The 25,946-nt window shown below is 66.7% G+C and carries 24 protein-coding genes and 1 pseudogene; 19 read left to right on the top strand and 6 right to left on the bottom strand.

All coding sequences use genetic code 11. The features are described from left to right. Positions 1–211 precede the first annotated feature (211 nt). The 14 genes and pseudogenes from OCL97_RS10670 to OCL97_RS10605 all read left to right on the top strand — a co-directional run bounded on the left by OCL97_RS10670 (position 212) and on the right by OCL97_RS10605 (position 15,245). Entirely contained in the window at positions 212–1,480 is a 1,269-nt protein-coding gene (locus tag OCL97_RS10670; RefSeq protein WP_377370009.1) for a TolC family protein, read from the top strand. Continuing rightward, positions 1,477–2,640 carry an efflux RND transporter periplasmic adaptor subunit gene (locus tag OCL97_RS10665; protein WP_377370007.1) on the top strand — a complete coding sequence of 388 codons (1,164 nt, stop codon included), beginning with the start codon at positions 1,477–1,479 and terminating at the stop codon, positions 2,638–2,640. The genes OCL97_RS10670 and OCL97_RS10665 overlap by 4 nt, the downstream gene beginning before the upstream one ends. Before the next feature lie 3 nt (positions 2,641–2,643). Then, positions 2,644–5,883 (top strand): efflux RND transporter permease subunit, encoded by a 3,240-nt coding sequence (locus OCL97_RS10660; RefSeq protein WP_377370006.1) that lies wholly within the window; start codon positions 2,644–2,646, stop codon positions 5,881–5,883. A gap of 64 nt (positions 5,884–5,947) precedes the next feature. After that, positions 5,948–6,283, top strand: a complete 336-nt coding sequence (locus OCL97_RS10655; protein WP_377370005.1) for a DUF190 domain-containing protein — start codon at positions 5,948–5,950, stop codon at positions 6,281–6,283. Between the two features lie 45 nt (positions 6,284–6,328). Further along, positions 6,329–6,784, top strand: coding sequence for a hypothetical protein (locus OCL97_RS10650; RefSeq protein WP_377370004.1), 456 nt, complete (start codon positions 6,329–6,331; stop codon positions 6,782–6,784). After that, positions 6,784–7,242, top strand: a complete 459-nt coding sequence (locus OCL97_RS10645; RefSeq protein ID WP_377370003.1) for a DUF411 domain-containing protein — start codon at positions 6,784–6,786, stop codon at positions 7,240–7,242. Before OCL97_RS10650 ends, OCL97_RS10645 begins: the two co-directional genes overlap by 1 nt. Positions 7,243–7,400: 158 nt before the next feature. Beyond that, positions 7,401–9,896, top strand: coding sequence for a heavy metal translocating P-type ATPase (locus OCL97_RS10640; RefSeq protein WP_377370033.1), 2,496 nt, complete (start codon positions 7,401–7,403; stop codon positions 9,894–9,896). Positions 9,897–10,123: 227 nt separating this feature from the next. After that, positions 10,124–10,600, top strand: coding sequence for a peptidoglycan DD-metalloendopeptidase family protein (locus tag OCL97_RS10635; protein ID WP_377370002.1), 477 nt, complete (start codon positions 10,124–10,126; stop codon positions 10,598–10,600). A 247-nt stretch (positions 10,601–10,847) separates the two neighbouring features. Continuing rightward, positions 10,848–11,249 (top strand): hypothetical protein, encoded by a 402-nt coding sequence (locus OCL97_RS10630; protein WP_377370001.1) that lies wholly within the window; start codon positions 10,848–10,850, stop codon positions 11,247–11,249. 223 nt (positions 11,250–11,472) lie between these two features. Continuing rightward, on the top strand, positions 11,473–11,844 hold the full coding sequence (locus tag OCL97_RS10625) for a TFIIB-type zinc ribbon-containing protein (RefSeq protein WP_377370000.1): 372 nt from the start codon (positions 11,473–11,475) through the stop codon (positions 11,842–11,844). 594 nt (positions 11,845–12,438) lie between these two features. Continuing rightward, positions 12,439–13,053: pseudogene (locus tag OCL97_RS10620) on the top strand (cation diffusion facilitator family transporter); the annotation flags it as partial. A 30-nt stretch (positions 13,054–13,083) separates the two neighbouring features. Then, on the top strand, positions 13,084–13,668 hold the full coding sequence (locus OCL97_RS10615) for a cation diffusion facilitator family transporter (RefSeq protein ID WP_377370031.1): 585 nt from the start codon (positions 13,084–13,086) through the stop codon (positions 13,666–13,668). A gap of 49 nt (positions 13,669–13,717) precedes the next feature. Further along, the gene (locus OCL97_RS10610) at positions 13,718–14,227 is read left to right on the top strand and encodes an SRPBCC family protein (protein WP_377369999.1); all 510 of its coding nucleotides are present in this window, start codon (positions 13,718–13,720) and stop codon (positions 14,225–14,227) included. 217 nt (positions 14,228–14,444) lie between these two features. Further along, entirely contained in the window at positions 14,445–15,245 is an 801-nt protein-coding gene (locus OCL97_RS10605) for a cation transporter (RefSeq protein WP_377369997.1), read from the top strand. Positions 15,246–15,879: 634 nt separating this feature from the next. Here the strand turns inward: OCL97_RS10605 and OCL97_RS10600 are convergent. After that, positions 15,880–16,176: an MgtC/SapB family protein gene (locus tag OCL97_RS10600; protein ID WP_377369995.1), complete on the bottom strand. Its 297-nt coding sequence runs from the start codon at positions 16,174–16,176 to the stop codon at positions 15,880–15,882. A gap of 293 nt (positions 16,177–16,469) precedes the next feature. Here OCL97_RS10600 and OCL97_RS10595 point away from each other — a divergent pair, with 293 nt between their 5' ends. The 4 genes from OCL97_RS10595 to lpdA all read left to right on the top strand — a co-directional run bounded on the left by OCL97_RS10595 (position 16,470) and on the right by lpdA (position 19,794). Further along, positions 16,470–16,850, top strand: coding sequence for a hypothetical protein (locus OCL97_RS10595; protein WP_377369993.1), 381 nt, complete (start codon positions 16,470–16,472; stop codon positions 16,848–16,850). Between the two features lie 72 nt (positions 16,851–16,922). Next, positions 16,923–17,303 (top strand): TFIIB-type zinc ribbon-containing protein, encoded by a 381-nt coding sequence (locus tag OCL97_RS10590; RefSeq protein ID WP_377369991.1) that lies wholly within the window; start codon positions 16,923–16,925, stop codon positions 17,301–17,303. Positions 17,304–17,464: 161 nt separating this feature from the next. Continuing rightward, entirely contained in the window at positions 17,465–18,388 is a 924-nt protein-coding gene (locus OCL97_RS10585; RefSeq protein ID WP_377369989.1) for a diacylglycerol/lipid kinase family protein, read from the top strand. A 2-nt stretch (positions 18,389–18,390) separates the two neighbouring features. Continuing rightward, positions 18,391–19,794 carry a dihydrolipoyl dehydrogenase gene (lpdA, locus tag OCL97_RS10580; RefSeq protein ID WP_377369987.1) on the top strand — a complete coding sequence of 468 codons (1,404 nt, stop codon included), beginning with the start codon at positions 18,391–18,393 and terminating at the stop codon, positions 19,792–19,794. Positions 19,795–20,006: 212 nt separating this feature from the next. Here lpdA and OCL97_RS10575 read toward each other — a convergent pair whose 3' ends face one another. Next, positions 20,007–20,354 (bottom strand): DUF190 domain-containing protein, encoded by a 348-nt coding sequence (locus OCL97_RS10575; RefSeq protein WP_377369985.1) that lies wholly within the window; start codon positions 20,352–20,354, stop codon positions 20,007–20,009. A 494-nt stretch (positions 20,355–20,848) separates the two neighbouring features. Between OCL97_RS10575 and OCL97_RS10570 the strand changes: the two genes are divergently transcribed. Beyond that, complete coding sequence (locus OCL97_RS10570; protein WP_377369983.1) at positions 20,849–21,742, top strand: cation diffusion facilitator family transporter; 894 nt, start codon at positions 20,849–20,851, stop codon at positions 21,740–21,742. An 80-nt stretch (positions 21,743–21,822) separates the two neighbouring features. Here the strand turns inward: OCL97_RS10570 and OCL97_RS10565 are convergent, their stop codons facing one another. The 4 genes from OCL97_RS10565 to OCL97_RS10550 all read right to left on the bottom strand — a co-directional run bounded on the left by OCL97_RS10565 (position 21,823) and on the right by OCL97_RS10550 (position 25,315). Next, complete coding sequence (locus OCL97_RS10565) at positions 21,823–22,938, bottom strand: flagellar basal body P-ring protein FlgI (RefSeq protein WP_377369981.1); 1,116 nt, start codon at positions 22,936–22,938, stop codon at positions 21,823–21,825. A gap of 257 nt (positions 22,939–23,195) precedes the next feature. After that, the gene (locus OCL97_RS10560) at positions 23,196–23,765 is read right to left on the bottom strand and encodes a CC0125/CC1285 family lipoprotein (protein WP_377369979.1); all 570 of its coding nucleotides are present in this window, start codon (positions 23,763–23,765) and stop codon (positions 23,196–23,198) included. Between the two features lie 549 nt (positions 23,766–24,314). Further along, positions 24,315–24,803, bottom strand: a complete 489-nt coding sequence (locus OCL97_RS10555; protein ID WP_377369977.1) for a hypothetical protein — start codon at positions 24,801–24,803, stop codon at positions 24,315–24,317. Between the two features lie 200 nt (positions 24,804–25,003). Then, on the bottom strand, positions 25,004–25,315 hold the full coding sequence (locus OCL97_RS10550) for a copper-binding protein (protein ID WP_377369975.1): 312 nt from the start codon (positions 25,313–25,315) through the stop codon (positions 25,004–25,006). Between the last annotated feature and the right edge of the window lie 631 nt (positions 25,316–25,946).

Genomic DNA, 25,946 nt, shown 5'->3' with positions numbered 1-25,946 from the left:
CTGCGCGGCGCACGCCTTCAACCTGCCGGCTCTGGTTGTCCAATCTGCCATTCCGTTCGTCTCTCGTGCGGTGTGGCAGGTGTTCAACGACCAGTGGTGGGTAGCATCGCGGCCGACCCGCCTGGAGAGACCACCGCGAGTTTGATGCGGCCACGCGCGTCGCTGAGCGGCGTGAGACATCGCATCCGAAACTCAAGGAAACTCCACTTCCATGCCATTCATCATGCGACGACGGCTGCATTTCGTAGCCGCGAGCGCTGCTACGATCCTAGGCGCGCTAGCGTCGGGACGTGGCGCGGCGGCCGATCCGGCGCCTCCCTTTCGAGAACTCTTGACGCAGGCTCAGGCGAGCGCCCCGCGCTTGGCGGAAGCGCGGGCCGAGATTGCTCGAGCCGAAGGCCTGGCCCGGCAGGCTCGCGCCATCCCCAATCCCACCCTTGGCGTCGAGGTCGAGAATTTCTCGGGCTCAGGCCCTTTCAAGGGCATCGATCTGGCGGAGACGACCGCCTCGATCGGGCAGACCATCGAACTCGGGGGCAAGCGCTCCGCGCGCATCGCTGTAGGCCAGGCCGATCTTCGGGCGGCCCGGGCGCGAGCGGTTCGCATCCAGGGGGAGTATGCCTTCGACCTGGCTGCCGCCTACGCCGAGGCCGAGGCCTCGGACCGGCGTCTGCAACTGGCCAATGAGTCCGCCGGCTTTGCGCAGGAGGACTCCCGAATAGCGACGGCCCTGGTGGAAGCGGGCCGCGAGGCCGACCTGCGCCGCGTCCAGGCGTTGGCCGCCTTGCAGGCTGCGCGGGCAGCCATCGAAGAGGCTCGCGCCGCGCGCGCTACGGCGTTCTCCAACCTGACCGCCCTCGTCGGCGCCCCCGCGCCGATCACCTCCATCCCCGTCAGCTTGCTGGCCGGCGCTGATCAGGCCTTCCCGGCGACAGCGCTCGACGCTCTGAACAGCCCCGCTTACCTGGCGGCGCAAGCCGAACGCGAGGCGGCCGCCCGGCGCATCCGCGTCGAGCGTGTCCGGGCGATCCCCGACGTCACGGCGTCCGTCGGCTTCCGCCGTTTCGAAGGCGATGATGCGACCGCCCTGGTGGCGGGGGTCTCGATCCCATTCCCGATATTCGACCGCAACCGCGGCAATATCAGCGCCGCCCAGGCGGAACTGAGCGGCGCGGAGGCCAGATTGAACGCCGCGCGCCTTGAGGCGGAGGCCGCCGCGCGCTCGGGGTCAGCCCGCCTCAGCGCCGCCGAAGCCCGCCTGCTGGCGTCGCGTGAAGCTGAACGCACGGCGGAGGAAGCCCACCATCTCACCCGCCTCGGCTACGAGGGCGGCAAGCTCGACCTCGTCGAACTGCTCAACGCCCAACGGGCGCTCGCCGAGGCGCGCGCCCAGACCATCAACGCCGCCGTGGAACGCCTGAGCGCCCAGGCGGGCCTCGCGCGTCTCGCCGGCGCCACCCCGTTCGGAGATCCCCGATGAGACAAGACAAGACGCGCCTCTACGGCGCGGCGGCCGCCATCGTGCTGGTCGCCGGCCTGGGAGGCTTCGGCATCGCGAAGCTGACCGGCGGAGACAAACCGGCGGCGCCGGTCGCTGTAGAGGAGCCTGAGCACGCGCCCGGTGAAGCTGATGCCGTCGAGATGAGCCCTGACGCCATCAGGGCGACAGGTATTCTCGTCCAGCCGGTGTCGGTGGGGGGGTTCACAGGCGAGATCCTCGCCCAGGGTACGGTCAACGCGTCGCCGAGCGGTCAAGCCATCCTGACAGCCCGCGCCGCCGGGGCTGTCACACGGATCTATAAGCGTCTCGGCGACCCCGTCAGGGTGGGCGAGGCGTTGGCTGTTGTGGAAAGTCGCGATGCGGCCCAGATCGCGGCGGACCGGACTGTCGCAGGGGCTAGAGCGGCCCTGGCGCAAAAGTCCTTGGCCCGCGAACGGCGACTGTTCGAGCAGCGGGTATCCGCGCGGCAGGATTATGAGCAGGCCCAGGCCGAAGCCGCCGCCGCCAACGCCGAGGCCAGGCGCGCGCAGGTGGCGGCGGGCGCGGCCAATGTCACCGCAGATGGTCGCGGGGTCGTGGTGGCGAGCCCGATCTCCGGACGAGTTACGGCCTCATCGGTCAGCCTCGGCGCCTTCGTCCAGCCCGAGACCGAACTCTTCCGTATCGCCGACCCGCGCCTAATCCAGGTCGAGGCCTCGGTCAGCGGGGCCGACGCCCCGCGGATCGCCCCAGGTGATCGCGCCGTGGTCGAGACCGCTGATGGGCGGACCATCGAAGCTCGCGTGCGCTCGATCACGCCTGGGCTGAGCCAGGAGACCCGCACCGCCACCGCCGTGCTCGACATCCCGCCCGCGGGACTTCAGCCCGGTCAATCCATTCGCGCCCGCATAATCCCCCGCGCGGCCGTCGCCTCGACAATCATTGTGGTGCCCGACGAGGCCATCCAAACGGTCGAGGGCCGCGACGTGGTCTTCGTCCGCACCGCCAAGGGCTTCCAGGCGCGGGCAGTCACCGTCGGCCAGCGAGGGGCCGGCCGCGCGGAGATCGTCAGCGGCCTGACCGCCGGCCAGGCGATCGCCGCGCGCAACGCCTTCCTACTCAAGGCCGAGCTCGGCAAAGGCGAAGGCGAGGAGCACTAGGTCATGATCGCGAGTTTAATGGCCCTATCCGTCCGGGCGCGCTGGGCGATCATCTTCATCATCGCGATCGTCTCGGCGTTCGGCGTCTGGCAGCTCGCAAAGCTGCCGATCGACGCGGTGCCCGACATCACCAACAAGCAGGTGCAGATCAACACCATCGATCCGGGGCTCTCGCCGGTGGAGATCGAGAAGCGCGTCACCTTCCCGGTGGAGACGGCGATGGCCGGCATCCCCGGGCTGGAAAGCACGCGCTCGGTGTCGCGCAACGGCTTCTCCCAAGTGACGGTCGTCTTCAAGGAGAGCACCGACCTCTATTTCGCGCGCCAGCAGGTGAGCGAACGCATCTCTCAGGCCCGCGACAGCCTGCCGGAGGGGGTGCAGCCGCAGATCGGCCCGGTCACGACCGGGCTCGGCGAAGTCTTCATGTACACGGTCGACTACGCCAATCCGGGCGGCAAGGGCGCGACGATCCGCAATGGCCAGCCCGGTTGGCAGTCTGACGGCAGTTTCCTGACACCGGAGGGCGAGCGGCTCACCGACGAGGTGTCGCGGGCGGCTTACCTGCGCACCGTCCAAGCCTGGATCATCAGCCCGCAGTTGCGCACCGTTCAGGGCGTTGCCGGGGTCGATTCCATCGGCGGCTTCGAGAAGCAGTACCTTGTCGAACCCGATCCGGTGAAGCTCAGCGCCTATGGGGTGTCCTTCTCCGAACTGGCGAAATCCCTGGAAGCCGCCAACCTTTCGGTCGGCGCCAACTTCCTCGAACGCGCCGGCGAAGCCTATCTGGTCCGGGCCGACGCCCGGATCCGCTCGGTCAACGAGATCGCAGACGCAGTCATTGCCACTCGCGGGGGCGTTCCTGTCCGCATCCGCGACGTGGCCACCGTCCGCCTCGGCGGGGAATTGCGCACCGGCGCCGCCAGCATGAACGGCCACGAGGTGGTGGTCGGCACCACCTTGATGCTGATCGGCGAGAACAGCCGCACCGTGGCTAAGGCGGTGGGCGAGAAACTGCAGACCATCGAGAAGTCACTGCCGGTGGGGATCAAGGTGACCCCCACCCTCGACCGCTCCAAACTGGTCAACGCCACCATCGCCACGGTCCAGCGCAACCTGTTCGAAGGCGCCGTGCTGGTGGCGATCGCGCTGTTCTTCCTGCTGGGCAATGTGCGCGCCGCGCTCATCGCGGTGCTGATCATCCCGATCTCCTTCCTGATGACGGCCATCGGCATGAACACCCTCGGGGTCTCGGGCAATCTCATGAGCCTGGGCGCGCTCGACTTCGGCCTGATCGTCGATGGCGCCGTGATCATCATCGAGAACTGCCTCCGGCGCCTGGCCGAGCGACAGCATCATGAAGGCCGATTGCTCAATCTTCGCGAGCGGCTGGAAGAGACCATGTTGGCCTCGCAGGAGATGATCCGCCCGACCGTCTATGGCCAGGCCATCATCTTCCTGGTCTTCGCCCCGTTGCTGACCTTCACCGGGGTCGAGGGCAAGACCTTCTCACCCATGGCCATCACCTTGATGCTCGCGCTGGCGGCGGCCTTCATCCTGTCGCTGACCTTCGTCCCGGCCATGGTCGCCCTGCTTATCCGCGGCAAGGTGGCCGAGAAGGAGGTCTGGGCCATCGCCAAGATCAAGTCTCGCTATGAGCCGGTGCTTCACCGCGCAGTGGCCAGACCCTGGCCCTTCATCGGGGCGGCCGTCGCGGTCGCCGCGGTGGGCGGTGTCGCCTTCACCTTCCTTGGCCAGGAGTTCATCCCGCAGCTCGACGAGAAGAACCTGGCCGTCGCCTCGTCGCGCATTCCCTCGACGTCGCTCGAACAGTCCCTGCGCATGCAGCGCGGGGTGGAGGCGGCCATCAAGAGCCTGCCGGAAGTCGATTACATGTTCTCGAAAACAGGCACGGCCGAGGTCGCCACCGACCCAATGCCGCCGAACATCTCGGACGGTTTTGTGATCCTGAAGGACCAGAAGCAGTGGCCGAAAGACGTCAAGACCAAAGAGGACGTGATCGCCCGGATCGAGGCTAAGACCAAGGCGCTCTACGGCCAAAACTACGAAACCAGTCAGCCCATCGAGCTTCGCTTCAACGAGTTGATCGGCGGTGTGCGGGGTGACGTGGCCGTGAAGATCTACGGTGACGATCTCGACAAGATGGCGGCGACCGGCGCGCGAATCGCGGCGGCGCTTCGGTCCACGCCGGGGGCGGCCGACGTGAAGGTGGAGCAGGTCAGTGGCGCGCCAACCCTCGACGTGCGGTTCGATCGCGCCGCGATCGGGCGCTACGGCCTCACCGTCGAAGAGGTGGCCGATACGGTCGCCGCTGCCATGGCGGGGCGCGAGGCTGGCCTGCTGTTTGAGGGCGACCGTCGTTTCGACGTGGTCGTCCGTGTGCCGCAGTCCACCCGTAACGATCTGGATGCGTTGGGCGCGCTGCCGGTGATGCTGCCTGAGGAGAGCGGTCAGCCGCGTGGATCGGTGCCGCTCAGCCAGCTGGCGCAATTCCGTTACACCGATGGCCTCAACCAAGTCAGCCGTGAGAACGGCAAGCGCCGCGTCGTCGTCCAGTCCAACGTGCGTGGGCGTGACGTCGGCTCTTTCGTCACCGAGGCGATGCCAAAGGTCGATGCGGTGGCCCTGCCGCCGGGCACCTTCATCGAATGGGGGGGCCAGTTCCAGAACCTGCAGGCTGCATCCCAGCGCCTGGCCATCGTGGTGCCGATCTGCTTCCTGGCGATCTTCGCACTGCTCTATCTGGGCCTCGGCGGATTTGGGCCCGCGATTGCGGTCTTCGTCGCGGTCCCCCTCGGACTGGCGGGCGGCGTATTCGCCCTGCTATTGACGGGGATCAACTTCTCGGTGTCCGCGGCGGTGGGCTTCATCGTGCTCGCCGGCGTCGCCGTGCTCAACGGCCTCGTCGTCATGAGCGCCATCCGCCAGCGTCTCGAAGATGGGATGGCGCTGACCCAGGCGATCGTCGATGGCGCGATGGAAAAGGTGCGTCCCGTGGTGATGACCGGCCTCGTGCCCGCCATCGGCTTCATCCCGATGGCGCTGGCGCACGGCACGGGCGCCGAGGTGCAGAAGCCGCTCGCCATGGTGGTGATCGGCGGACTGATCACGTCGACCGCGCTCACTCTGCTGGTGCTGCCGGCCATCACCCAGGTCGTGCTGGGTCTCGCCGCTCGCCTGCGGCCCAAGGGGGAGGCGACGCCCAGTCTGGCGCCCGCCGAATAGCCCATCTGGCGTCCCGGCGCGCCACACCGCGCCGGGACGCCGCTCAATTGAGGAGGACACCGCCATGAGCGGACAGACCAAACTACTGAGGATCTACACCGACGAGGGGGCCTACTTCGGCGACCGCAAGGTCTTCGAGGTGATCGCCAGCCGCGCCCGGGAGGCGAAACTGGCCGGCGCGACCGTGCTGATGGCGCTGCTCGGGTTCGGCCGCAAGGCGCAGCTGCACACGCGACACGTCCTGGACGACGACCAGTCGGTGATCATCGAAATTGTCGACGAAGAATCGAGGCTCAGGGACTTCATCGCTTCCCTCTCGGAGATCCCCGATATCGGTCTCGTCACCCTTGAAAACATCGAGGTTCTCGCGCTTCGCGAGACCGAGACCGGCAAGCCCTGAACAGAGGCTCCGAGGATGCATGAGCTTCTCTCAAAGCGAGGTCTGATGACTAAGCCGCGCCGGCGTCTGGCGATGGGGTCAAGCGCCGCCGCGCTCGTCTTCGCCACCGCCCTGCTCGCCCCGCCGCTGGCTCATGCCCTCGCCGCGGAGCGCCCGCTCGTGCTGGAAGCGGTCTCCCCGGGTCTCTGGCGGGCGGACGCCAGGGGCCTGACGATGGAGTTCCGGCAGGAGGCCGCCAATGGCGGGATCCTGCGGCTCCGATTCTTGGGCGCCGCAGGCGATGAGGTCGCACCGCCTGAGGCTCGCCGCGTGACCCTGAAGCCGCCATCGGGCCGATCATCCGCGTTCGCGCTCACAAACGGCCGATGGTCTTTGCGCGCGCCCGCCGCCGCCTTCCAGGACGGGGCGCTGCTCAGCATCGAAGAGGGCGATCATCGCCATGACTTCCGGCTGAACATTCATCGCCTCGCCGTGGATCCCCCTATCGAAAGCCCCTGGTGATGACCCAGCCTTCCCGTAGATATGTTTTTGCGACAATTGCGGTGGGCGCGCTCGCGAGACCAGGCGGCGCCTTTTCTGCGCCCGAGCCGCGACTGACGGTCTGGCGCACCGCTGGGTGCGGCTGCTGCCTGGCCTGGGTCGCCCACATGGAGCGTGCGGGCTACCGCGCTCGGGTGATCGACACGGAAGATCTCGCCGCCGTGCGAACCCGCTATCGGGTGCCTGACGACGTCGCCGCCTGCCACACCGCGCTGATCGACGGCTATGTCCTCGAGGGCCACGTGCCGGCGGAAGACGTGAGGTCGCTGCTTCTGCAAAGGCCGCCGGCCATCGGCCTCGCCGTCCCAGGGATGCCACGTGGCGCTGCAGGGATGGAGCAGCCCGACGGATCCCGCGAGGGCTACTTCACCCTGCTCCTGCTGGACGGCGGCGCGCGGCGAACATTCTCGCGTCACTAGTTCCGCCTGAGGGCCACCAATGACTCATCGAAAAAACACGAGCGCTGCGATGCCCAACGAGAATCGCCATCCCCGTCCGCCGACGATCTCTCGCGGGACGAGAGCTGTTCGGCGCCGATCACATCCGGCTCCGTCAACCGCATCGCCAGGTGAGCGCCATGGAGGGTAACAAGCTACGCCTTCAGCTGGCGACCCTCCTGCCCACGGCCAAGGACGCCTGCGGCCGCTGTGTCGATTCGGTGATCATGGTCCTTCGGGACCATCCGACCGTTTCTAAGGTCCATATCGTAGCTGGCGTGGAAAGCGGGCTCTGCATTCACTTCGATGCGGAGCGGATATCCGCCGGACAGCTTCGCGGCTTCGCTATCCAGGCGGGAAGCGTCATCGACGAGAGGTTCGGTCATTTTACGTTCGAGCTTGGCCAAGGGGCGCATACGAGGGCCGCTGGCCGGATCGCCGAACAGCTCCGCGGCCAATTCGGCGTGATCCATGTGGAGCTCGGACCGACCGGACATGGCTTGGTAGAATTCGATCGCCGCAAGACCGACGGGCCTCGTCTGAAGGCTGCGGTCCGCGGGGCGGGCGGTCGCTTGGACGAGGGGTCACCTCACGCAAGATCTTCTGATGCTCATCGCAGTGACGCACACAAACACGCAACCGGGCAGCCCGCCAACGATCATGACGCAAGCCATCGGCCCGGCTCGACTGACCATGGCCACGCCCACGGCGGGATATTCGGCGAACGGACCGAACTCATCTTCTCCATCTTGTGCGGCGTCTCCCTTGCGGCCGGTTGGCTCATCAGCCAGCGTGTCCAGGGCGTTCTGCCCCTCGGCTTCTATCTGGGCGCCTACATCTTGGGCGGCTTCTTCACGCTGAAGGAAGCCCTCCAGAATCTCCGCCGGCGCAAGTTCGCGATCGACACCCTGATGCTGGTCGCGGCGGCCGGCGCGGCCGCGCTGGGCGAGTGGGCGGAAGGGGCCCTGCTGCTCTTCCTGTTCAGCATCGGCCACGCCCTGGAACACTACGCCATGGGCCGAGCGCGACGCGCGATCGAGGCCTTGGCCGAATTGGCGCCACAGCGCGCCACGGTGAGGCGTGGTGATGTCACCGAGGATATCCCTGTCGAGAGCCTGGAGGTGGGCGACGTCGTCGTGGTGCGCCCCAATGAGCGCTTGCCGGCCGACGGCCTCGTCATCGCCGGCGAGAGCAGTGTCAACCAGGCGCCGATCACCGGCGAGAGCGTCCCCGTCGACAAAACGCCTACCCGGGATCTCAGCCTAGACTTCGCCAAGGCCAGCGCTGAGCACCGCGTCTTCGCCGGCACGATCAATGGGTCCGGCGCGCTGGACGTGCGCGTGGCGCGCAAGGCGTCGGAGACCACGTTGGCCCGTGTCGTCCAGATGGTCGCCGAGGCCGAAACCCAACGGTCGCCCACCCAGCGCTTTACTGACCGCTTCGAGCGGCTCTTCGTGCCCGCCGTCCTGGCCTTTGTCGGACTGCTGATGTTTGCCTGGGTCGTCGTCGACGAGCCCTTCAGCGTGAGCTTCTACCGCGCCATGGCGGTCCTGGTGGCGGCCAGCCCATGCGCCCTGGCGATCTCCGTGCCCAGTGCGGTCCTGAGCGGGGTGGCGCGCGCGGCGCGCGGCGGGGTTTTGGTCAAGGGCGGCGGCCCCTTGGAAAATCTGGGCACGCTTACCGCGCTCGCCTTCGACAAGACCGGCACCTTGACGGAAGGCAAGCCCGCGCTGACCGACATCATCCCCGCCTACGGGGTCGAGGAACTTGAATTGCTGGCGGTCGCCGTGGCGGTCGAGGCGCTGAGCGACCATCCGCTGGCCGCCGCCATCGTCCACGACGGGGAGAAGAGGCTGGGCGCGCATCCCCGGCCCAAGGCGGAGGACGTGCAAAGCCTCACCGGGCAGGGCGTGCGCGCCCAGGTGGCCGGTCAGACCACGACGATCGGAAAGCCGAGCCTGTTCGAGAGCGGCGAGGGGGCGCCACTCCCCGAGCTGGTGTGGAGCGATGCTCGTCGTCTGGAGACGAACGGTCGCACGGTCGTGGTTGTACGCCAGGGTGATCGTTATCTCGGCGTGCTGGGCCTGATGGATACGGCCCGACCGGCCGCCAAGGCCGTGATTGAGCGCCTCCGGGCGCTCGGCATCGACCGCATCGTAATGCTGTCAGGCGACAACCAGTCGGTCGCCAGCGCCATCGCGGCCAAGTTGGGCCTCGACGAGGCGATGGGCAACCTGATGCCCGAGGACAAGGTGGAGGTGATCCGGACCCTCAAGGCCGAAGAGGGCAAGGTCGCCATGGTCGGCGACGGCGTCAACGACGCGCCGGCCATGGCCAACGCCACCGTCGGGATCGCCATGGGCGCGGCAGGGTCCGACGTAGCCCTCGAGACCGCCGACGTCGCCTTGATGGCGGACGACCTCAATCACCTCCCGTTCGCGGTCGGCCTCAGTCGCCAGACGAGCCGCATCATCAGACAGAACCTCTGGGCCAGCCTTGGCATGGTGGCGTTCCTGATCCCGGCGACTCTGTTTGGCCTGAAGATCGGCGCGGCGGTGATCTTCCACGAAGGCTCCACTCTGCTTGTGGTCGCCAACGCCCTGCGACTGCTCGCATATAAGGACCGGGTAGTGTGATGGTCGCAGACGCCACGGCGGCCAAGACGAGCTCCTGCCAGAGCGTAATCGCTCCCGTCCTCCTGCCTGTGTCGGCGAACGTCCGGTGGGTTGGCGTGGCTGCGACCTTGATCGCAGGCCTGGCGGGCTTCTTGCTTGGAGGCCAAGCGGGTGCGGTGGACGCCGAGGGTCGCCGGCCCTCTGCATCTGTCCATTCCGCGCCGGCCGCCGAGGCGCGGGGAGGCGGCGTGGATGTTGACGGCGACGGTCGCTACGACCTGGCACGCCCCGTCGCGAACGCCGTGCGGGGAGTGGATGCGTACGGCTCGGGCGCCTTCGGGGCGTCGCGGGATGGCGGCCGCCGCGCACATCGCGGCGTCGACTTCGTAGCCTCCCCCGGCGAGCAGATCCGCGCGCCCATTGGAGGCGTCGTCACCCGGATCGGTGCCGCGTATTCAGGCGGGAATTCCCTCCAATACGTCGAGATCGCCAATTCGGTTACGCGCTACAAGGCCCGGGTCCTCTATGTGGGTCCCGCCGTCGAGCCAGGCTGGACGGTGGCGGCCGGAGACGTGATCGGTCGGGCACAGGACCTGGCCGAGCGCTACCCGGCCGGCATGACAAACCATGTCCACGTCGAGCTCACCGGAGGCCAAGGCGGGCGGCTCAATCCCTTGGTAGTGCTGCCCGCCCGCCCTGCCGTTATGCGGGGACCGACGGCGTGACGGCCCGGTCCACGACCCTGGCCTCTCGCCGCGCCAGAGCGATGCGCCCAGGTCTCGCACACAAGAATCGCCGCACGGGCAGGGGCGCCGGCGATGGCTAGGAAGCCGAAAGAGCCGCCGCCGCCCTCACCATGGGCGTTGGCCGCCTTAGGCCTTTCGATCGCGTTCCTCGGGATCGCGCTGGCCCTCCTCCTTCTCGAATGACGGGCATGAACCCCCGGCAGGCACAGCACCTTGGAGGTCACAAATGCGCAGCCTGACCATTCCATCCCTCCTGGCGGTCCTGCTGATGGTCGGTTGCGCCGCCTATGGCGGCGCGACGCTGCTCGACGTGCCGGTGATCGTCTCCGCGCCGCCGGGCTTCGCCGTCGCATCGCCGGACGCCATCCAGAGCCCGGAGGGCACGCGCTTTCACGGCTCTGTCTGCCGCAGATCCTTCAACCTGTCGCCGACGCGGATAAGGGTGGAACGCATCGACGCCGGCGGCGCGGTCGTGGCGTCCGCATCGCGCCCATTGTGGGGCCTCGGCGGTCGGGTGCGGCATTGCACGTTCTACGATGTGCCGACGGATTGGACGGTTGGGGCCGGTGAGCACGTCCGGGTCTGCGCCCTGCGATCCGACGCGCCGTGCGGGCGGACGCGCCCATGACACGGCGGCTCTTCAAGCAGCGCGGGCGCGGCACGCTGCGCAGACGCACGGGCAGGGGGTGGCTCCTGATAGGGCTGGCCGTGCTCGGCGGCGCGCTGCTGTTGGCCGCCTACTCCTGCGCCTGGTCCCATAGGTGACGACCCAGGGACGACCGCCGATGTCACCCACGATGCACAACAGCCGTCCGGCGCCTCCGCGCCAAAGCCGTCGCCAATAGGAGATCATGATGAGCGACCCAAGATCCTCGGCTAGCCCTGAGTCCGGTCTCCTCTGCCCCGCCTGTCGGGTGGACCTGGTGATGTCTGACCGCCAGGGGATCGAGATCGACTACTGCCGCAAGTGCCGCGGCGTCTGGCTTGATCGGGGTGAACTCGACAAGATCATCGAGCGCAGCGCTGCCTACGAGGCAGGGCCGCCAGCTCAAGCGGTGCCAGAACCGCCGAGGCAAAGCCCTGGCTTTGGCCAGCCGTGGGACGGAGGTTACCCGGGCGATCGCGGTGGCGGACACGGCGGCCACCACGGGGAAGGGCGACACGGTGGGGGCGGCGGTCACGGCCGGCGTCGCGGCTTCCTTGGCGGGCTGTTCGATGATTAGCCGGCGGCCGTGCAAATCCAAGACCGCGTTCGCGCGTCTGGGAGGTCTGGGCTGTCGGCCTGGCAGCTTGCCGAAGCGTCAGCTGCTCCAAGGGCTCCTGGGGTCCAAACCCTCGGGGTCGGCCTGCGGGCCAAGCGACGGCCCCCGGTTCAGTGACGGCGGCCGCCGAGATGACCGAAACCGCTGTGTACGGCGAAAGGCCCGCGATACCCGGCACCGCGACTGGAGTAACGCCCGTGATCGTAGTTGGGGGGGGCGGGGTAATTGGCGCCGCGGCCATAGCTATAGGGCGCGCCATACGCAGAACCCAGATACGAGCCGCCATAGTATCCGTAGTCACCGGTTCCATAGCTGGAGCAACCGGCCGCCGTCAGTCCCAAGAGTCCAGTCGCGAATAGCGGAACGAGGCCGAGGCGCTGTTTTTTGGTCATGGCCGGCTCCTCCTCGCTGCCGAACGCCATTTGGCGCCCACTTCAGATGGGGCGGCGACGCTCGAAGCGCCAGGGCGTGGTCCTCGCCGCGCGTCATCCGGCCATCGCTGCCCCCAAGAGTTGAGCCGGCTGCGGCCCAGCTGTCAGCCGCCAGGAGCAAGTGATGGGCGCCGGCCACGACCACATACGGGGCTCCAACCCAAACACCCGCAGGCTGGTCATCGCGCTCGCGCTGACCAGCACCTTTCTGATCGCTGAGGTCGTTGCGGGCCTTGTCTTCAATAGCTTGGCCCTCCTCTCCGATGCGGCGCACATGTTCACCGACGCGGCGGCTTTGGCCATCGCGCTCCTGGCGATCCGTATCGGCGGCCGGGCGGCCGACGAGCGCAAGACCTTCGGCTACCGGCGCTTCGGGATTCTCGCCGCCGCCTTTAACGCGATCCTGCTGTTCGGGGTCGCCATCTACGTGCTGGTCGAAGGCGTACGCCGGCTGGTGCGGCCCGAGCCCGTCGAGTCGACCGGTATGCTCATCGTCGCCGTACTCGGGCTGGGCATCACCCTGGTCGCCATGCGGCTGCTATCGAGCGGCAAGGATAAGAGTCTCAACATCAAAGGCGCCTACCTCGAAGTCTAGGCCGACATGCTGGGCTCACTCGGCGTGATCGTCGGCGCCGTGTTGATCCGCCTCACCGGCTGGACCTGGATCGACCCGGTCGTGGCGATCGGGATCGGATTGTGGGTTCTGCCGAGGACCTGGGTCCTGCTCCGCGACAGCACCAACATCCTGCTTGAGGGCGCGCCCTCGGGTGTGGCCCTGGCCGCGCTCCGCAAGACCATCGCCGAGACGCCCGGCGTCGCCTTGGTCATCGACGTCGCCACAGCGCTCATGGTGCGGGTCGGCGCCAAGCACAGCATCAACATCAAGGCCGCCTTCCTGCACAACGTCTCCGATGCACTGGCCTCGGTTGGGGTCATCGTCGCTGGCACGCTGATCCTGAGTTTCGACCTCTACATCGCCGACCTGGTCGTCACGCTAATCATCGCGGCCTATGTCCTCTATCAGGGCTTCTCGCTGCTCCCACGCACCGTCCGCCTGCTGATGGGCGCGACTCCCGACGATCTCGACTTCGACGGGGTCGTCGCGGCGATCCGGGGTGTGGAGGGGGTCCGCGATGTGTATCACGTCCACATCTGGCACCTCGGCGAGCACGCGCGAGCGCTCGAGGCCCATGTGGAGCCCCACGGCGCGTCCATAGCGGAGTTCGCCGACGCCAAGGCTCGGATCAGAGCGATGCTCGCCCGCGACTTTAGGGTCAAGCACGCCACGCTCGAGGCCTGCGCCCCAGGGGAGCATCCGCGAGCCGAGCCCCTCCAAACTCCCCACGACGCCTGACCATGATCGCCCCCGCGATGGGCCGTCTTGTCCCGAAAGGACGGGGCCGATGTTCGAACTGAGCAGTGTAGCGACGGTTGCCGCCGCTCCCCAAGCGGTCTGGCGTGTCCTCATGGATTTCGCGGGCTACCGCGCCTGGACAGAGGCCGTGGTGGTCGACGGCGAGCCGACGCTTGGCGGCTCGTTGAATTACCGGATTACAGGGCGCTTCAAGTCTGGGACCCGGCGCGCCATCCGATTCGAAGGCACGATCAAGCTGTGGACCGCCAACCGGGAAATGGTGTGGACCTCCGGGATCCCGGGCATCTTAGGTCTGCGATTTGGGTTCGAGCTCCACCCTTCGGGAGCCGCAACGGAGTTTCGCCATTACCTACAGGTCTCCGGCGTCGCCGCGCCACTCGCCCGGCGCCGCCTGGACCGGCTGTATGGCCCGATCCTCGCCGCTGTCACGAAAGACTTGGCCGGTCACCTCTCCAAGACGCGGCTGGCCACCCTTCGCGTCGCACCCGATATCCGGCGACGAAGACCGAAGCCGAAAAGGGGAGGGCCGCATGGCTGACGCCGTCTATTCAGTCATTCCCGTTCAGGGCGGCTGGGCTGTCGAACAGCCCTCCGGTGACTACCTGATGTTCCTCTCGGGTGCCTAGCCGAAGCCAAGGCGCATGAACTCGCCCTGCGCGACAGCCGGGCCGGGATCAAGGCCCGGGTACTAATCCAGGACAGAGACCGAACGCTGCTCGGTCAGCGGGAGTATCCCGCCCGCCCGCCGCCCGACGATGATGGGGGCGTCGGCGGTCGCGATCGCCCCCTTCGCGATCTCGCCTTCGCAACCGCCGGTCGAACGCGCCCGACTGGATGATCTCCGGGACCCTTCGGCGACATGCACGGCCTCACAGTCTCTCCCGGGGGAAAGCGCGCGGAAGGCGCCGGCTGACGACTGCTGCGCGGGCAAGGAGCATGAGCTTGTCGCGCTGAGCCAGATCGCCGGCGTCAAGCGGGTGCTGCAGGTCGTGCTGGCGATCAATCTTGTCATGTTCGTGGTGGAGTTCGCAACAGGCCTGGTCGCCAATTCGACCGCTCTCATGGCCGATTCCGTTGATATGCTGGGCGACGCCCTCGTCTACGGGTTCAGCCTCCATGCGCTCGGCCGCAGCCTGCGTTGGCGGGCCGGCGCCGCCGTCGCCAAGGGCGCGATCATTGCGCTGTTCGGCAGCGGCGTTGTCGTCGAAGTGGTTCTCAAGACCTTGAACGGCGTAACGCCCACCGCGCCGCTGATGGCCATGTTTGGGGCGATCGCCCTGGTCGCCAACCTGACCTGCCTGGTCATGCTCTATCGCTACTGCAAGCGCGATGTGAATATGTCGAGCACGTTCGAATGCTCGCGCAACGACGTGATCGCCAACACCGGCGTGCTGGCCGCGGCGGGTGGGGTGGCCATGCTTGGCAGTGGCTGGCCCGACATCCTGGTCGGCGGCATCATCGCCGCGATGTTCTTCCGCTCGGCGGTCAAGGTGTTGCGCGAGGCTTGGCCGCAGTTTCGAGCAGCTCGGCCGAGCGCGGCGGTGGCGTTCGACTGACCATGAACGGTCCGAATCAGCGACAGTTGTCCAATGGACCCGCCCGGACGCCTGGCGGCTCGGCGCGACAGACCAAGTCGCCCCTGATAGCGACCGCGCCGCGGGCGCCGCCGATATGACAGAGCGCGATGCGGTGAAACAGTTGATGGTGGCGCGCTTGGCCTATCCGCGGCGATCTATGGGCGAGTGGAGATAGGTCTCCGACAACGGCGGGCGAAGGGTTTTCGGTGGCCTAGGTTTTTTCGGTGAGTGCCGAGCGCGCCTCATGCTGCAGCACAGCCTTCCACGGCCAGTCGGAGCATCCTCCAGGACGTCAGGGTGTTCCTTGATAGACGTGGTTCGCCCTGGCGCGGCGAACCACGGCTGACGAACCACAGGAGCACAGTATGACGAATCAACCGAATTCGCCGAATGGAAGGCCGACAGGAAACCCAGTTGGTCCAGCCGAGCCCACAATCCCTCAGGTTCCGAACGCTGCGGGCAAGGTCGAGCCGGGCGGAATGATCGGTGAGGGGACCTCCGGGGAACCTGCAGCCGACGTCACCGAAGACGATCCCAGAACCACGCGCCCCGGCGGCATGATCGGCGAAGGCTAGATGCGCCACCGCATAGGCCTACCGCCTGTTGGCGTATCTCAGGTGTCATCCTGGCTCCCTGACTGCTGAGCCGCCTGCTTCATCGGTCGCGCAAACCTCAGCGTCAGGAAGGTGGTGATGCAGAGCATGACCGCGATGTCGTAGAGACCGTAACCGACCGCCGCGCCTAAGGCGCCCGTCGCCCAGAGGCTGGCCGCCGTCGCCGTACCGGTCGCCTTGGCGCCGTGCTTCAGGATCGCGCCGCCGCCGATGAAGCCAACGCCTGTGATCAACCCCTCCATGATCCGGGCTTGGCCCTTTGACTCGCGGCCCAGCACCGCGATGCCGACCAGCACAAAGCCGCAACTGGCGATGGCGACGAGGGGAAATGCCGGATACCGGCGCTGCGATCGTCGCGCTCCCGGTCCCATCCCACGGGCAGGGCGAGCGCGAAGGCAAAGCCAAGGTTGAACACGTGGCTGGCGATTTCCCAGAGGCCGGCTGCGTCGAAGGTCATGGGAGCTCCCAGTCTGGTGTCGATCAAGATGAACAAAAGATGACGCTGGCCGTTCTCTCAGAGTTCAGGCGCGCCGGATGATGATGCCTGATCGCTGGATGGGTTCGCCACCCAGCAAATGGAGTGAAATCTATGAGATTCCTCATCGCCGCCACGGCGGCTCTTTCGGTCCTCGGCGGCTCTGCGGCCCTGGCCCAGCCCTATGGTTATAGCGGCCAGCAAGGCTATTACGACCAGCAGCCCTACTACGGCCAGCAGCAACAGTACCGCGGCCAAAACTATGGTGGCGGTTCTTACGCTCCGCCCGTCCAGCACGGCTACGCCCAGCCCTATGGCGCCAACGGGTATAGCGGCGGATCCGCCTATTACGGCGCCCAGGCCTACGGCTACAACAATCGGGCTCCGGTCTACAGCTACAACAACCGCTCCGACCGCCATGTGCGCCGCGAGCATCGCCGTGACCGCGACCGCCACTATGTGGCCCCGCGCGGCGGGTACGACCGTCATCGCTAGGGCGAATCCTCGCCTTAACCTGAACCGGCGGCGCCGCGCTCGCGAGAGCAGGGCGTTCGTCAGGAGAACAAGATGATAGATGCCGGCGCAAGTTCCTCGGCTCGCCACGAGCAAGGCCTGATGTGCCCCGCGTGCCGAGTTGACCTGCTTATGTCCGATCGCCAGGGCATCGAGATCGACTATTGTCCAAAGTGCCGAGGCGTCTGGCTCGACAGGGGCGAACTCGACAAGATCATAGAGCGCAGCGCCGCCTATGAGGCCGGCTCATCCCAGGCCCCGCCCATTCCCGAGCCGCAGCTCAGGACGGCGCCGGGCTACGGCCAACCGTGGGGAGGAAGCTACTCCGGGGAACACGGCGGAGGACACGGCGGCGGCCATGGCGGAAACAAACACGGCGGCGGCAACTACGGCGGCCGGCGCAGGGGCTTTCTCGGCGGTCTGTTCGACGACTGAGACGACGAGGGCTTAGCCTCTCGTCGGCTTGGGCCTGACAGCCGGCAACCGGAAGACGACAAGGCCGTTAAACTGAAGCTGGAGCGCGCCATCCGCCGTGGTCGTGCAAGGGCGTCTTCAATTCTGTTTCCTGCGTCGCTCCAGGACGCATCGCCCGCATCGTGAGCCGTATCATGCCGCCTGAGCCGAATTTGCAATCGCTTCGGGTGGCCGCCCTCTTGAACACCTCGAGCGGCAGCTGCGACGCCTCGGCTGGTGCGGCGCTGGGCGCCATCCTGGACGAGGCCGGCATCAAACCCACCAAGGTGTGGGATGTCGTCGGCAAGGACGTCGACCAAGCCCTGGACGAAGCGACCCAGGCCGGCGTGGACGTCCTGATCGTCTTGGGTGGGGACGGGACTATCCGTTCGGCGGCGCAACGCTGCGACCAGGACGGACCGCTGCTCATCCCGCTTCCCGGCGGCACCATGAACATGCTGCCCAAGGCGCTCTACGGCGCACGATCCTGGCGACAGGCGCTGACGGACACGCTCAAGTCCCCGATCGTGCAGGCCGTCCATGGCGGGCAGGTGGCGTCGCACCGGTTCTTTGTCGCCGGGGTGTTCGGGAGCGCCTCGCTTCTCGCCGAAGCGCGCGAGTCCGTCCGGGAGGGCGACCTGGGCGCCGCCCTCAGCCAAGGCGTCTCCGCACTGAAACAGGCCCTCGGCCATGAGCTTGGCTACCGCTTCGAGGGCCAGCCGACATCCAAGGCCGAAGCCGTCGTAGTGCTCTGTCCGCTACCGCCGCCAGAAAGCGACCTGGAAGTGCTGCTCGACGCCGCGGCCATCGATATCGAGGGCGCCGGCGATGCTATCCGGCTCGCGGTCATGTCAGCCTTTCGCGACTGGCGGGCCGATCAGACGGTGACCCATGCCCGGCTGGAAAGCCTGGACATCACTTCCGACGATCCCATTCCCGCGATCCTCGACGGCGAGCGCTTCATGCTTGGCCGCCGTGAGCGCGTGACACGCGTTCGGGAGGCCTTTTACGCCTTGCGGCCCGCGCCGGACATCGAAGGCGCTGCGCCGCATTCCGAAGGAACATAGCCATGGCCACCTATGACATCGTCATCATCGGTGGCGGCCCCGGGGGCTATCCACCCGCCATCCGCGCCAGTCAGCTGGGGATGAAGGTGGCCGTCGTCGAGGAAAGGGAGCTGCTGGGCGGCACCTGCCTCAACATCGGGTGTATCCCCTCCAAGGCTTTGCTGCAGTCCACCGAGCGCTTGGTGGGGGCCCAACACCTCGCCGCCTTCGGCGTGCTCGCCGACAATGTCCGGGCGGACCTGCCGGGCGTTATGGCGCACAAGATCAAGGTGGTCGGCGAGTTGGGCGCCGGCGTCTCCTATCTGTTCAAGAAGAACGGCGTGACCTGGCTCAAGGGTCGGGGTCGCCTGATCGCCGCCGATCGGGTCGCCGTGACCAAGGCGGACGGAGCCGTCGAGGAGGTGACCGCGTCTCGCGCCGTAATCATCGCCACCGGGTCCGAAGCGATGCCCTTGCCGAGCGTGCCGGTGGATGAGCGCCGCATCGTCTCGTCGGCCGGCGCCCTCAGCCTGCCGGAAATCCCCAAGCGCTTAGTGGTCGCCGGCGGCGGCTATGTCGGCCTTGAACTAGGTTCCGTTTGGCTCCGGCTCGGCGCCGAGGTGGTGGTCGTCGAGTTCATGGACCGCATCGCAGCCGGCCTCGACGCCGAGATGGCTGCGGCGCTGCAGAAGGTCCTCGAGAAGCAGGGCATGACGTTCCGTCTCCAGCACAAGGTTGTCGGCTGCCGCCAGACGGACGCCGGGGTGAGCCTCGACCTTGAGCCGAGCGCCGGCGGCGACGCGATGCAATTGGACGCTGACTATGTGCTGGTCTCCATCGGTCGCCGCGCCATGACCGCCGGCGTCGGGCTGGACGATCTGGGTGTGCGCCTTGATGAGAAGGGCAGGGTGGCAGTCGACGAACGCTTCCAGACCAACGTGCCCGGAGTCTACGCCATCGGCGATGTGATCGGTGGCCTCATGCTCGCCCATAAGGCCGAGGAGGAGGGCATTGCGCTCGCTGAAATGCTGGCCGGAGGCTACGGCCATGTGAACTACGGGACGATCCCGGCTGTCGTCTACACTTGGCCGGAGCTAGCCTCAGTCGGCAGAACCGAGGAGGAGCTCAAGGCCGCGGGCGTGGACTATAGGGCCGGAAAGTTCCCGTTCTCGGCCAACGCCATGGCCAAGGCGCGGCTGGAAAACGAAGGCGTGGTCAAGGTTCTGGCCGACGCCAAGACGGACGAAATCCTCGGCGTCCATATCCTGGGACCCGACGCCGGGTCGCTGATCCATGAAGCCGCGGTGGCGATGGAATTCCGAGCTGCGTCGGAAGACATCGCGCGCACCAGCCATGCTCACCCGACGCTGTCGGAGGCGCTGCGCGAAGCCTGCCTCGCGGTCGACAAACGCACGATCAACCTATGACCATCAACGCCAAAGAGAGCTCGGTGACGGGGGATGTTGTCGTTGCTTCCATCGTCCGCTAAGCCACGTTCGGCTCGCCGCACCGGGCATGGCGAGCCGGCGGAGGCCGCGATGAAGGACCCAAGGCGGTTGCATCCGATCCTTCGCCTTCTGATCTTGCCAGCGGCCTTGATCTTGTTCCTGATCTTGCTGAAGACCTTCGGTCCCTAGCGTCAGGAAGCGGCATGGTGAGGATGACCGCCGTAGCCGACGACAGCTACCGCTTCCAGCGTGACGAGACCGGTGTCGTCCGTGATTTCAAGGGTGTGGTGAAAAGCTTCTAGCGCCTGCCTCTTATCGATCATTTCGACGATGACGTGGCGGCCAGGCTCAAGGTCCACGGCCTTGGCGGCATGGATGATCGCCTCCGGCCCAAACCCGTCGAGTACCTGCAGCACGGCTGCGTTCGCTATACCCATCGAGCGCGCCCGCTCAAGAAGGACTGTCCAATAGGGCTGGCCGTCGCGGGTCGCGGAAATATCGGTATAGACGCTAAGGAGGTGAGGCCCGTCAGAATCCATGGTGGTCTCTCAGGTTCAGGCGAAACGGCCGGCTGCAACAGGTCGGCCCTTGTGACGAAGAGCTTTGTGCCGGCGACCGCCCAGATGGCCAACACCATTGTGGCCGCTCGAATAGGGGCGCGAACCGTAGCCGAACGAGCGTCCTCGGTCGTAGCCATAAGGCGTCGCGTAAACCGGACCCCGACCGTAGCTGTAAGGCGCGCGGTAAGGGGCGTTCGGATGAGACCGCCCGTAGTAGCTTTAGTCGCCCGCGCCAAAGGTCGAGCAGCCGGCCAGCGTCAGGCCGGCGAGACCCACGACGAGCAACGGGACGATTTTGCTGATTCTCCTGTTAGACATGACCGATCTCCTTCCTCCGAAATGAACGTGTCGTAGAATGACTGGTTCATAGATGGGGTTGGTCCTGCACAACCGCACCCATGCTTCGGATCAACTGGTTGTGCGTCGATCCTCGATTTGGGGCGTTTGATTGGCTTGAGTTGAGGGAGCAGACCATGGGCGCGGGCCACGATCACGCAGGGGCGACCACCAACAGCCGGCGGCTGATGATCGCGCTGGGGCTGACCAGCACGTTCCTGATCGCGGAGGTGGCAGCGGGCATCATCTTCAACAGCCTGGCGCTGCTGTCCGACGCGGCCCACATGTTCACCGACGCCGCCGCCCTGGCCATCGCCCTGATCGCGATCCGCATCGGCGCTAAGCCGGCCGACGAGCGCCGCACCTTCGGCTACCGTCGCTTTGAGACCCTGGCGGCGGCATTCAACGCTCTGCTGCTTTTCGGCGTTGCGATCTACGTGCTCGTCGAAGGTATTCGCCGTCTCGTGACGCCAGAGGCCGTGCAATCGACGGGCATGCTGATCGTCGCCGTGCTGGGCCTCGGCATAAATCTGATCTCCATGCGTCTGCTGGCGGGCGGCAAGGACAAGAGCCTTAACGTCAAGGGCGCCTATCTCGAAGTCTGGGCGGACATGCTGGGTTCGCTCGGCGTCATTGTCGGCGCACTCGTGATCCGGTTCACCGGTTGGCCCTGGGTGGACCCGATCGTGGCGATAGCCATCGGCCTGTGGGTGCTTCCCAGGACGTGGATCCTGCTGCGCGACAGCACCAACATCCTGCTGGAAAGCGCGCCGCGCGGCGCCGTGCTGGCCGACATCCGCAAGACGATCACCGAAACAGCTGGGGTCGCTGGCATCCACGCCCTCCACGTTTGGGTGTCAGGCGCCGACCAATCCAGCGCCTCGGTTCATGTCGTTTTGGCGCAAGGCGCGGATTCCGAAGTTGTGCGCAAGGCTGTGGAGGCCCAGCTCCGGGGAGACTTCAAACTGGAGCACGTCACCATCCAGACCGAGCGTGAGGCCTGCCCCGACGGAGACGGCTTCCACCCCTGACCTCCGGCCCCATTTCCAAGCGCCCGGCGCACCACAGCTTACCAACCAATGCACACCGTGACGCACGGTGGTTCCCCGGCTCAGAGGACCTCGATTTCGGCCTGCAGCGCTCCCGCGGCCTTGATCGTCTGCAGAATGGAAATCATGTCGCGGGGTGTGACGCCCAGCGCATTCAGCCCCTTGACGAGCGCCGAAAGCGATACCCCGGAGCGCAACGTGAGAAACTGACGGCCTTGCTCCTCATCGACGGAAACGCTGCTCTGCGGCGTCACCACCGTTTGGCCCCCGGAAGAGAAAGGCGCCGGCTGGCTGACAGCCGGACTCTCGCGCACGGTGATGGTGAGGTTGCCCTGTTGGATCGCAACGGTAGAGATCCGTACGTTCTCCCCCATGACGATCACGCCAGCCATTTCGTCGATCACCACCTTGGCCGGCGCATCCGGCTCCACGGTAAGGTTCTCGACCCGCGCCATCAGGCTCATCATGCTAAGCTCCGCGGTCTTCCGAAGCGTCACGATGGTAGGGTTTTCAGCCATTGCGGCGCCTGGGTATCGCGCGTTGATGACATCGGCGACCCGCCGCGCCGTGGTGAAGTCGGGGTTGCGAAGGGTCATGCGCATCCGTGACACGTCGGCCAGCTTGTAGCCGATCTCGCGTTCGACAATCGCGCCGCCGGCGATACGCCCGGCGGTGGGCACGCCCTTGGTAACGCTCGATCCAGACCCGCCTTGCGCGGAAACGGACCCGGTCTGCACGGTCCCTTGCCCGACCGCATAGGCCTGACCGTCTGCGCCCAGCAATGGGGTGACGAGCAGGGTCCCGCCCAGCAGGCTCTTCGCGTCGCCCATGGCGGACACGGATAAGTCCATCGTCGATCCGGCCGCCGCGAAGGGCGGAAGGCGCGCCGTCACCATCACGGCCGCGACGTTCTTGGTGTTGAGGTTCGCATCGCGCGTGTTCACGCCCAGACGTTCGAGCATGGCTTCGAGGCTTTGTCGCGTGAAGGGTGCGTTCCGAAGGGCGTCACCGGTGCCCCGCAGGCCGACGACCAGCCCGTAGCCGATCAGCATATTTTCGCGCACGCCCTCGAACTGAACGACATCCTTGATCCGGGACGCGGCGAAAGAAGGAGACGCAACCCAAGCAGCGACGAACACCGCCAGCCAGATCGTTCGAAGGTTGGTCCACTTCCGCATCAGTCGGAGCCTCGTGAAACGCAACGCGGAGCATGACGGACCGGTGTCAAGAGACGGTTAACCACGTTGGCGGCGGCCCGCGATGATCCGCCCTTGGTCGACAATGGTCATGGCTGCGCGCCGGCCATTGCCATCAATCTGTCCAATCCCGCGCGGGATGTGACCTCTTGCGGCGTTCGCCCGGGGGCGAACCGGCCCAAGCTGTAGTGTCGGCCTCAAACCTTGGGCGGTGCCGAGTAGACCTCTTCCGTCGCTGGTCAGCTGGCCGGAGCAGGCCTTTGAATCCGTGGTCCGAGATTTTCCAGGACAGCGCGGGCGTCGAACGCCGCGGGATCGTCGGCGGGCTTGGGCCCGCGTCGCATCACAATCTCCGCCATCGCCTCGAACTTCTCGATCGTGCGGATGTCCATCCTGTTGCCGAAGAAGGAGCTGCCCATCTGCGGGCCCCAGGTGTTCCAACCATGACCATGGCCATGGCCGTAATACCGCCAGCTCGGCGCGAAGTGACCATAGTGGGAGCCGTACCAGGAACTGTAGAAGGGGTCGGTCTGAACATAGGCCCGCGACTGGCGGTCGGTTTGCCGATCGGCGATCGCGAAGCCGTCGTAGCCTTGCGCCACGGTGAGTTCGGCGGCGCGATAGAGCAGGTAGCTTTCGACGGTCTCGCGCGAGGTCAGGCTGTTGCCGGCGAAGCTCACGCGATAGCGGTTGGGTTCGATGCGCAGCTCGGAGAAGCCGCCGGGCGCCGGGCGACCTGGCTGGACAGCCAGGTTGGGCTGGTAGGGGGTCGGCGTGGCGCAGGCGCTCAGCACGGCGATCGCCAGCATTGACCCCGCGATAGCGCCAAATCGTTTCGACATTCTCGTCACCTCAGCCGCCTAACATCCACCACTCGACAAGATCATGTTGCTTGCCATCTTAGCACTTCTCTCGAAACCCTAACGGTCCTGCAGGGTCCAATTCCTTCAACCACGTTCAGATCGAGCGAGCGCCTTCGGAACATATAAATGAGCGCTATCCTCAACCTTCGTGGCTTCAATCTGGCGCCCGCCATTTTCGCGGCGGTCGCGGGCACAGCCGTTCCCGCGCTCGCCGAGCCCTATCTGTTCTCTCCGAGCCCTCGTGCGCCTCTCGCCTCGAGCCAAAACGCCAGACCGGCCGGCCAACTGCCTTCGGCGGGGTCGCAGCGCAGCCCATACGGAAGAACCGCGAAGCAAATCGCCAGTCCGTTCGCCTCTAGGGCTCCTCCCCGCCCACGCAGCGTCTGCCGTAGGCTGATCCGCGACCCTCGCTATGGCTACGTCGAGGTCCAGTTCGCCTGCTAAGGGCACGATGACCTGTGAGACCCGGAAGGGCTGGCCAGAGGGCGTGTGCGGTCAGTAGCCATCGATCCCCGTGCGACCGGGTGGGCACCTGTCGAGCCGGCTGTTATCAGGACCCCTTCGCGGCGCGGCACGCTCCCAAGACCTTTGTCGGCAAGCGCCCGACGGCCCTTGGCCGCTGAAATCAAGACTGAGGCCGAACGATCGTCCCGTTTGCCCGCCGTAGCCATATCCGCTGCCATAGCCATGACCATATCCGTTGCCATAGGCGTATCCGCGGCCCCGGCCGAACTGCGTCTCCTGCACCGAGAGGCTGAGCGTGCCGTTGCGCCCGATAGGAATGTCGCCCTGCATGTAAGCGCTGCGGTAGCCCCCGGTCCCCACGGCGACTCCGACCTGGCCGTGCACCTGCCTCGCCGGCGCATCTTCACGGTCGTCGAGGGCCGCCGCGTCCGGCCACGGCGTGGTGGGTGACTGGCCAAGGAACGCAGCGATCTGCTCCTGGGTGGTCATCGGCTCGCCGGGCGTCTTGGGAACGGACACCTCCGGCCTCACGCTCGCGCCCGGGGCGGGCGAGGACTGCACCTGCGCGGTAGAGATGGGTGCTTCATCGGCGGGCGCCGCCGAGGCGGCCTGCGCCGTCGCGCCAAGTCCGAGGGCGACAGCAATTCGCAACAGGGTTTTGATCGAAGGTCTCCGGTGAACTCGGCAGGTCGCTACGAGTGGGTTCAGCGATGAAGGGGTCATCGACGCGGACCTTCGCCGCCCGCGCCCACCGGGCCGGTGGGATCGCGCGGCCGGGGCTGTTCCGCTGGTGCTGCGGACTGATCTTGGCGAGGCGCAAAGGGTTGAAGCTCCGCGATCTGCTGGCTCTCCAGCCGGAAACGAACCTTCTCGCCGGGCGTCACGCCTTCAAGCAATGCGGTCTTGGCCACGGAGAACGGCATGGTTCCGGCCGGCCAGTTCACGCCTTCGATCGGCTCGTAGGCGATTGTCACCCGACCGCCCTGCAGATCGATCGACTGCACGACGCCGATCCCGTAGATTTCGCTCATCTTGATCCGGGCTGGGGTCGGCGGCGGCGCGGCGGGCCGCGACCGGGGGGCCGGTCCGCTCGGCGAGCGTGAGGCCGGGGGACGTCCTTGGCCAGGCCGACCTGATTGTCCCTGACCATATTGGGCTGTCGCCGGTGTGGCGACCACGAGGCCGACCAGGAGCGGCAGCATGAGTTTTGCGAGGGCGGGCTTGCCGGTGACACGTTGGATGAACATGGTCAGTGCCGACCGCCGCCGTGTTGGCCGCCTCCACCGTGGCCGCCGCCGCGATGACCGCCGCCGCCGTGCGAACCGCCATAGTAGCCGACGCCGAAGGAGCTGAAGACCGGCCGGGCATAGTAGGATCGCCCGTAATAGCCGGACGGATAGTAACGCGACGACGCATAGGCGGGCGGTCGTGACGCGGCGACAATACAGACGGGCGCGCTCGCGGCATCGGACCCCGGGGCCGTTGCCGGCCCATTGGTGGATGCCGGCGGCGCCGTTGCTGGCGCTGGCAAGTCAGTCGCGACGGCAGGCGAGGCGCCCGTCCGGATCGCGCCGGGCGTGTCACAAGGGACTACGTAGTAGGTAAATTGCTGTTGTGGCGGGGGATAGCTAGCGCAGGCGCTTAACAGCCCTGCGACGGTGA

The sequence above is a fragment of the Phenylobacterium ferrooxidans genome, from assembly GCF_042714595.1.
GTDB classification, from domain to species: Bacteria; Pseudomonadota; Alphaproteobacteria; order Caulobacterales; family Caulobacteraceae; genus Phenylobacterium; species Phenylobacterium ferrooxidans.
This window is presented reverse-complemented; position numbering and strand designations above follow the sequence as displayed.

Excerpts from the sequence above, each read along its gene's own strand:
- OCL97_RS10660 (WP_377370006.1), top strand. The coding sequence starts at position 2,644 with ATGATCGCGAGTTTAATGGCCCTATCCGTCCGGGCGCGCTGGGCGATC.
- OCL97_RS10630 (WP_377370001.1), top strand. The coding sequence starts at position 10,848 with ATGCGCAGCCTGACCATTCCATCCCTCCTGGCGGTCCTGCTGATGGTC.
- OCL97_RS10570 (WP_377369983.1), top strand. The coding sequence starts at position 20,849 with ATGGGCGCGGGCCACGATCACGCAGGGGCGACCACCAACAGCCGGCGG.
- OCL97_RS10625 (WP_377370000.1), top strand. The coding sequence starts at position 11,473 with ATGATGAGCGACCCAAGATCCTCGGCTAGCCCTGAGTCCGGTCTCCTC.
- OCL97_RS10640 (WP_377370033.1), top strand. The coding sequence starts at position 7,401 with ATGGAGGGTAACAAGCTACGCCTTCAGCTGGCGACCCTCCTGCCCACG.
- OCL97_RS10655 (WP_377370005.1), top strand. The coding sequence starts at position 5,948 with ATGAGCGGACAGACCAAACTACTGAGGATCTACACCGACGAGGGGGCC.
- OCL97_RS10665 (WP_377370007.1), top strand. The coding sequence starts at position 1,477 with ATGAGACAAGACAAGACGCGCCTCTACGGCGCGGCGGCCGCCATCGTG.
- OCL97_RS10590 (WP_377369991.1), top strand. The coding sequence starts at position 16,923 with ATGATAGATGCCGGCGCAAGTTCCTCGGCTCGCCACGAGCAAGGCCTG.
- OCL97_RS10550 (WP_377369975.1), bottom strand. The coding sequence starts at position 25,315 with ATGAGCGAAATCTACGGGATCGGCGTCGTGCAGTCGATCGATCTGCAG.
- OCL97_RS10605 (WP_377369997.1), top strand. The coding sequence starts at position 14,445 with ATGATGGGGGCGTCGGCGGTCGCGATCGCCCCCTTCGCGATCTCGCCT.
- OCL97_RS10650 (WP_377370004.1), top strand. The coding sequence starts at position 6,329 with ATGACTAAGCCGCGCCGGCGTCTGGCGATGGGGTCAAGCGCCGCCGCG.
- OCL97_RS10575 (WP_377369985.1), bottom strand. The coding sequence starts at position 20,354 with ATGGATTCTGACGGGCCTCACCTCCTTAGCGTCTATACCGATATTTCC.
- OCL97_RS10670 (WP_377370009.1), top strand. The coding sequence starts at position 212 with ATGCCATTCATCATGCGACGACGGCTGCATTTCGTAGCCGCGAGCGCT.
- OCL97_RS10645 (WP_377370003.1), top strand. The coding sequence starts at position 6,784 with ATGACCCAGCCTTCCCGTAGATATGTTTTTGCGACAATTGCGGTGGGC.
- OCL97_RS10595 (WP_377369993.1), top strand. The coding sequence starts at position 16,470 with ATGAGATTCCTCATCGCCGCCACGGCGGCTCTTTCGGTCCTCGGCGGC.
- OCL97_RS10565 (WP_377369981.1), bottom strand. The coding sequence starts at position 22,938 with ATGCGGAAGTGGACCAACCTTCGAACGATCTGGCTGGCGGTGTTCGTC.
- OCL97_RS10560 (WP_377369979.1), bottom strand. The coding sequence starts at position 23,765 with ATGCTGGCGATCGCCGTGCTGAGCGCCTGCGCCACGCCGACCCCCTAC.
- OCL97_RS10610 (WP_377369999.1), top strand. The coding sequence starts at position 13,718 with ATGTTCGAACTGAGCAGTGTAGCGACGGTTGCCGCCGCTCCCCAAGCG.
- lpdA (WP_377369987.1), top strand. The coding sequence starts at position 18,391 with ATGGCCACCTATGACATCGTCATCATCGGTGGCGGCCCCGGGGGCTAT.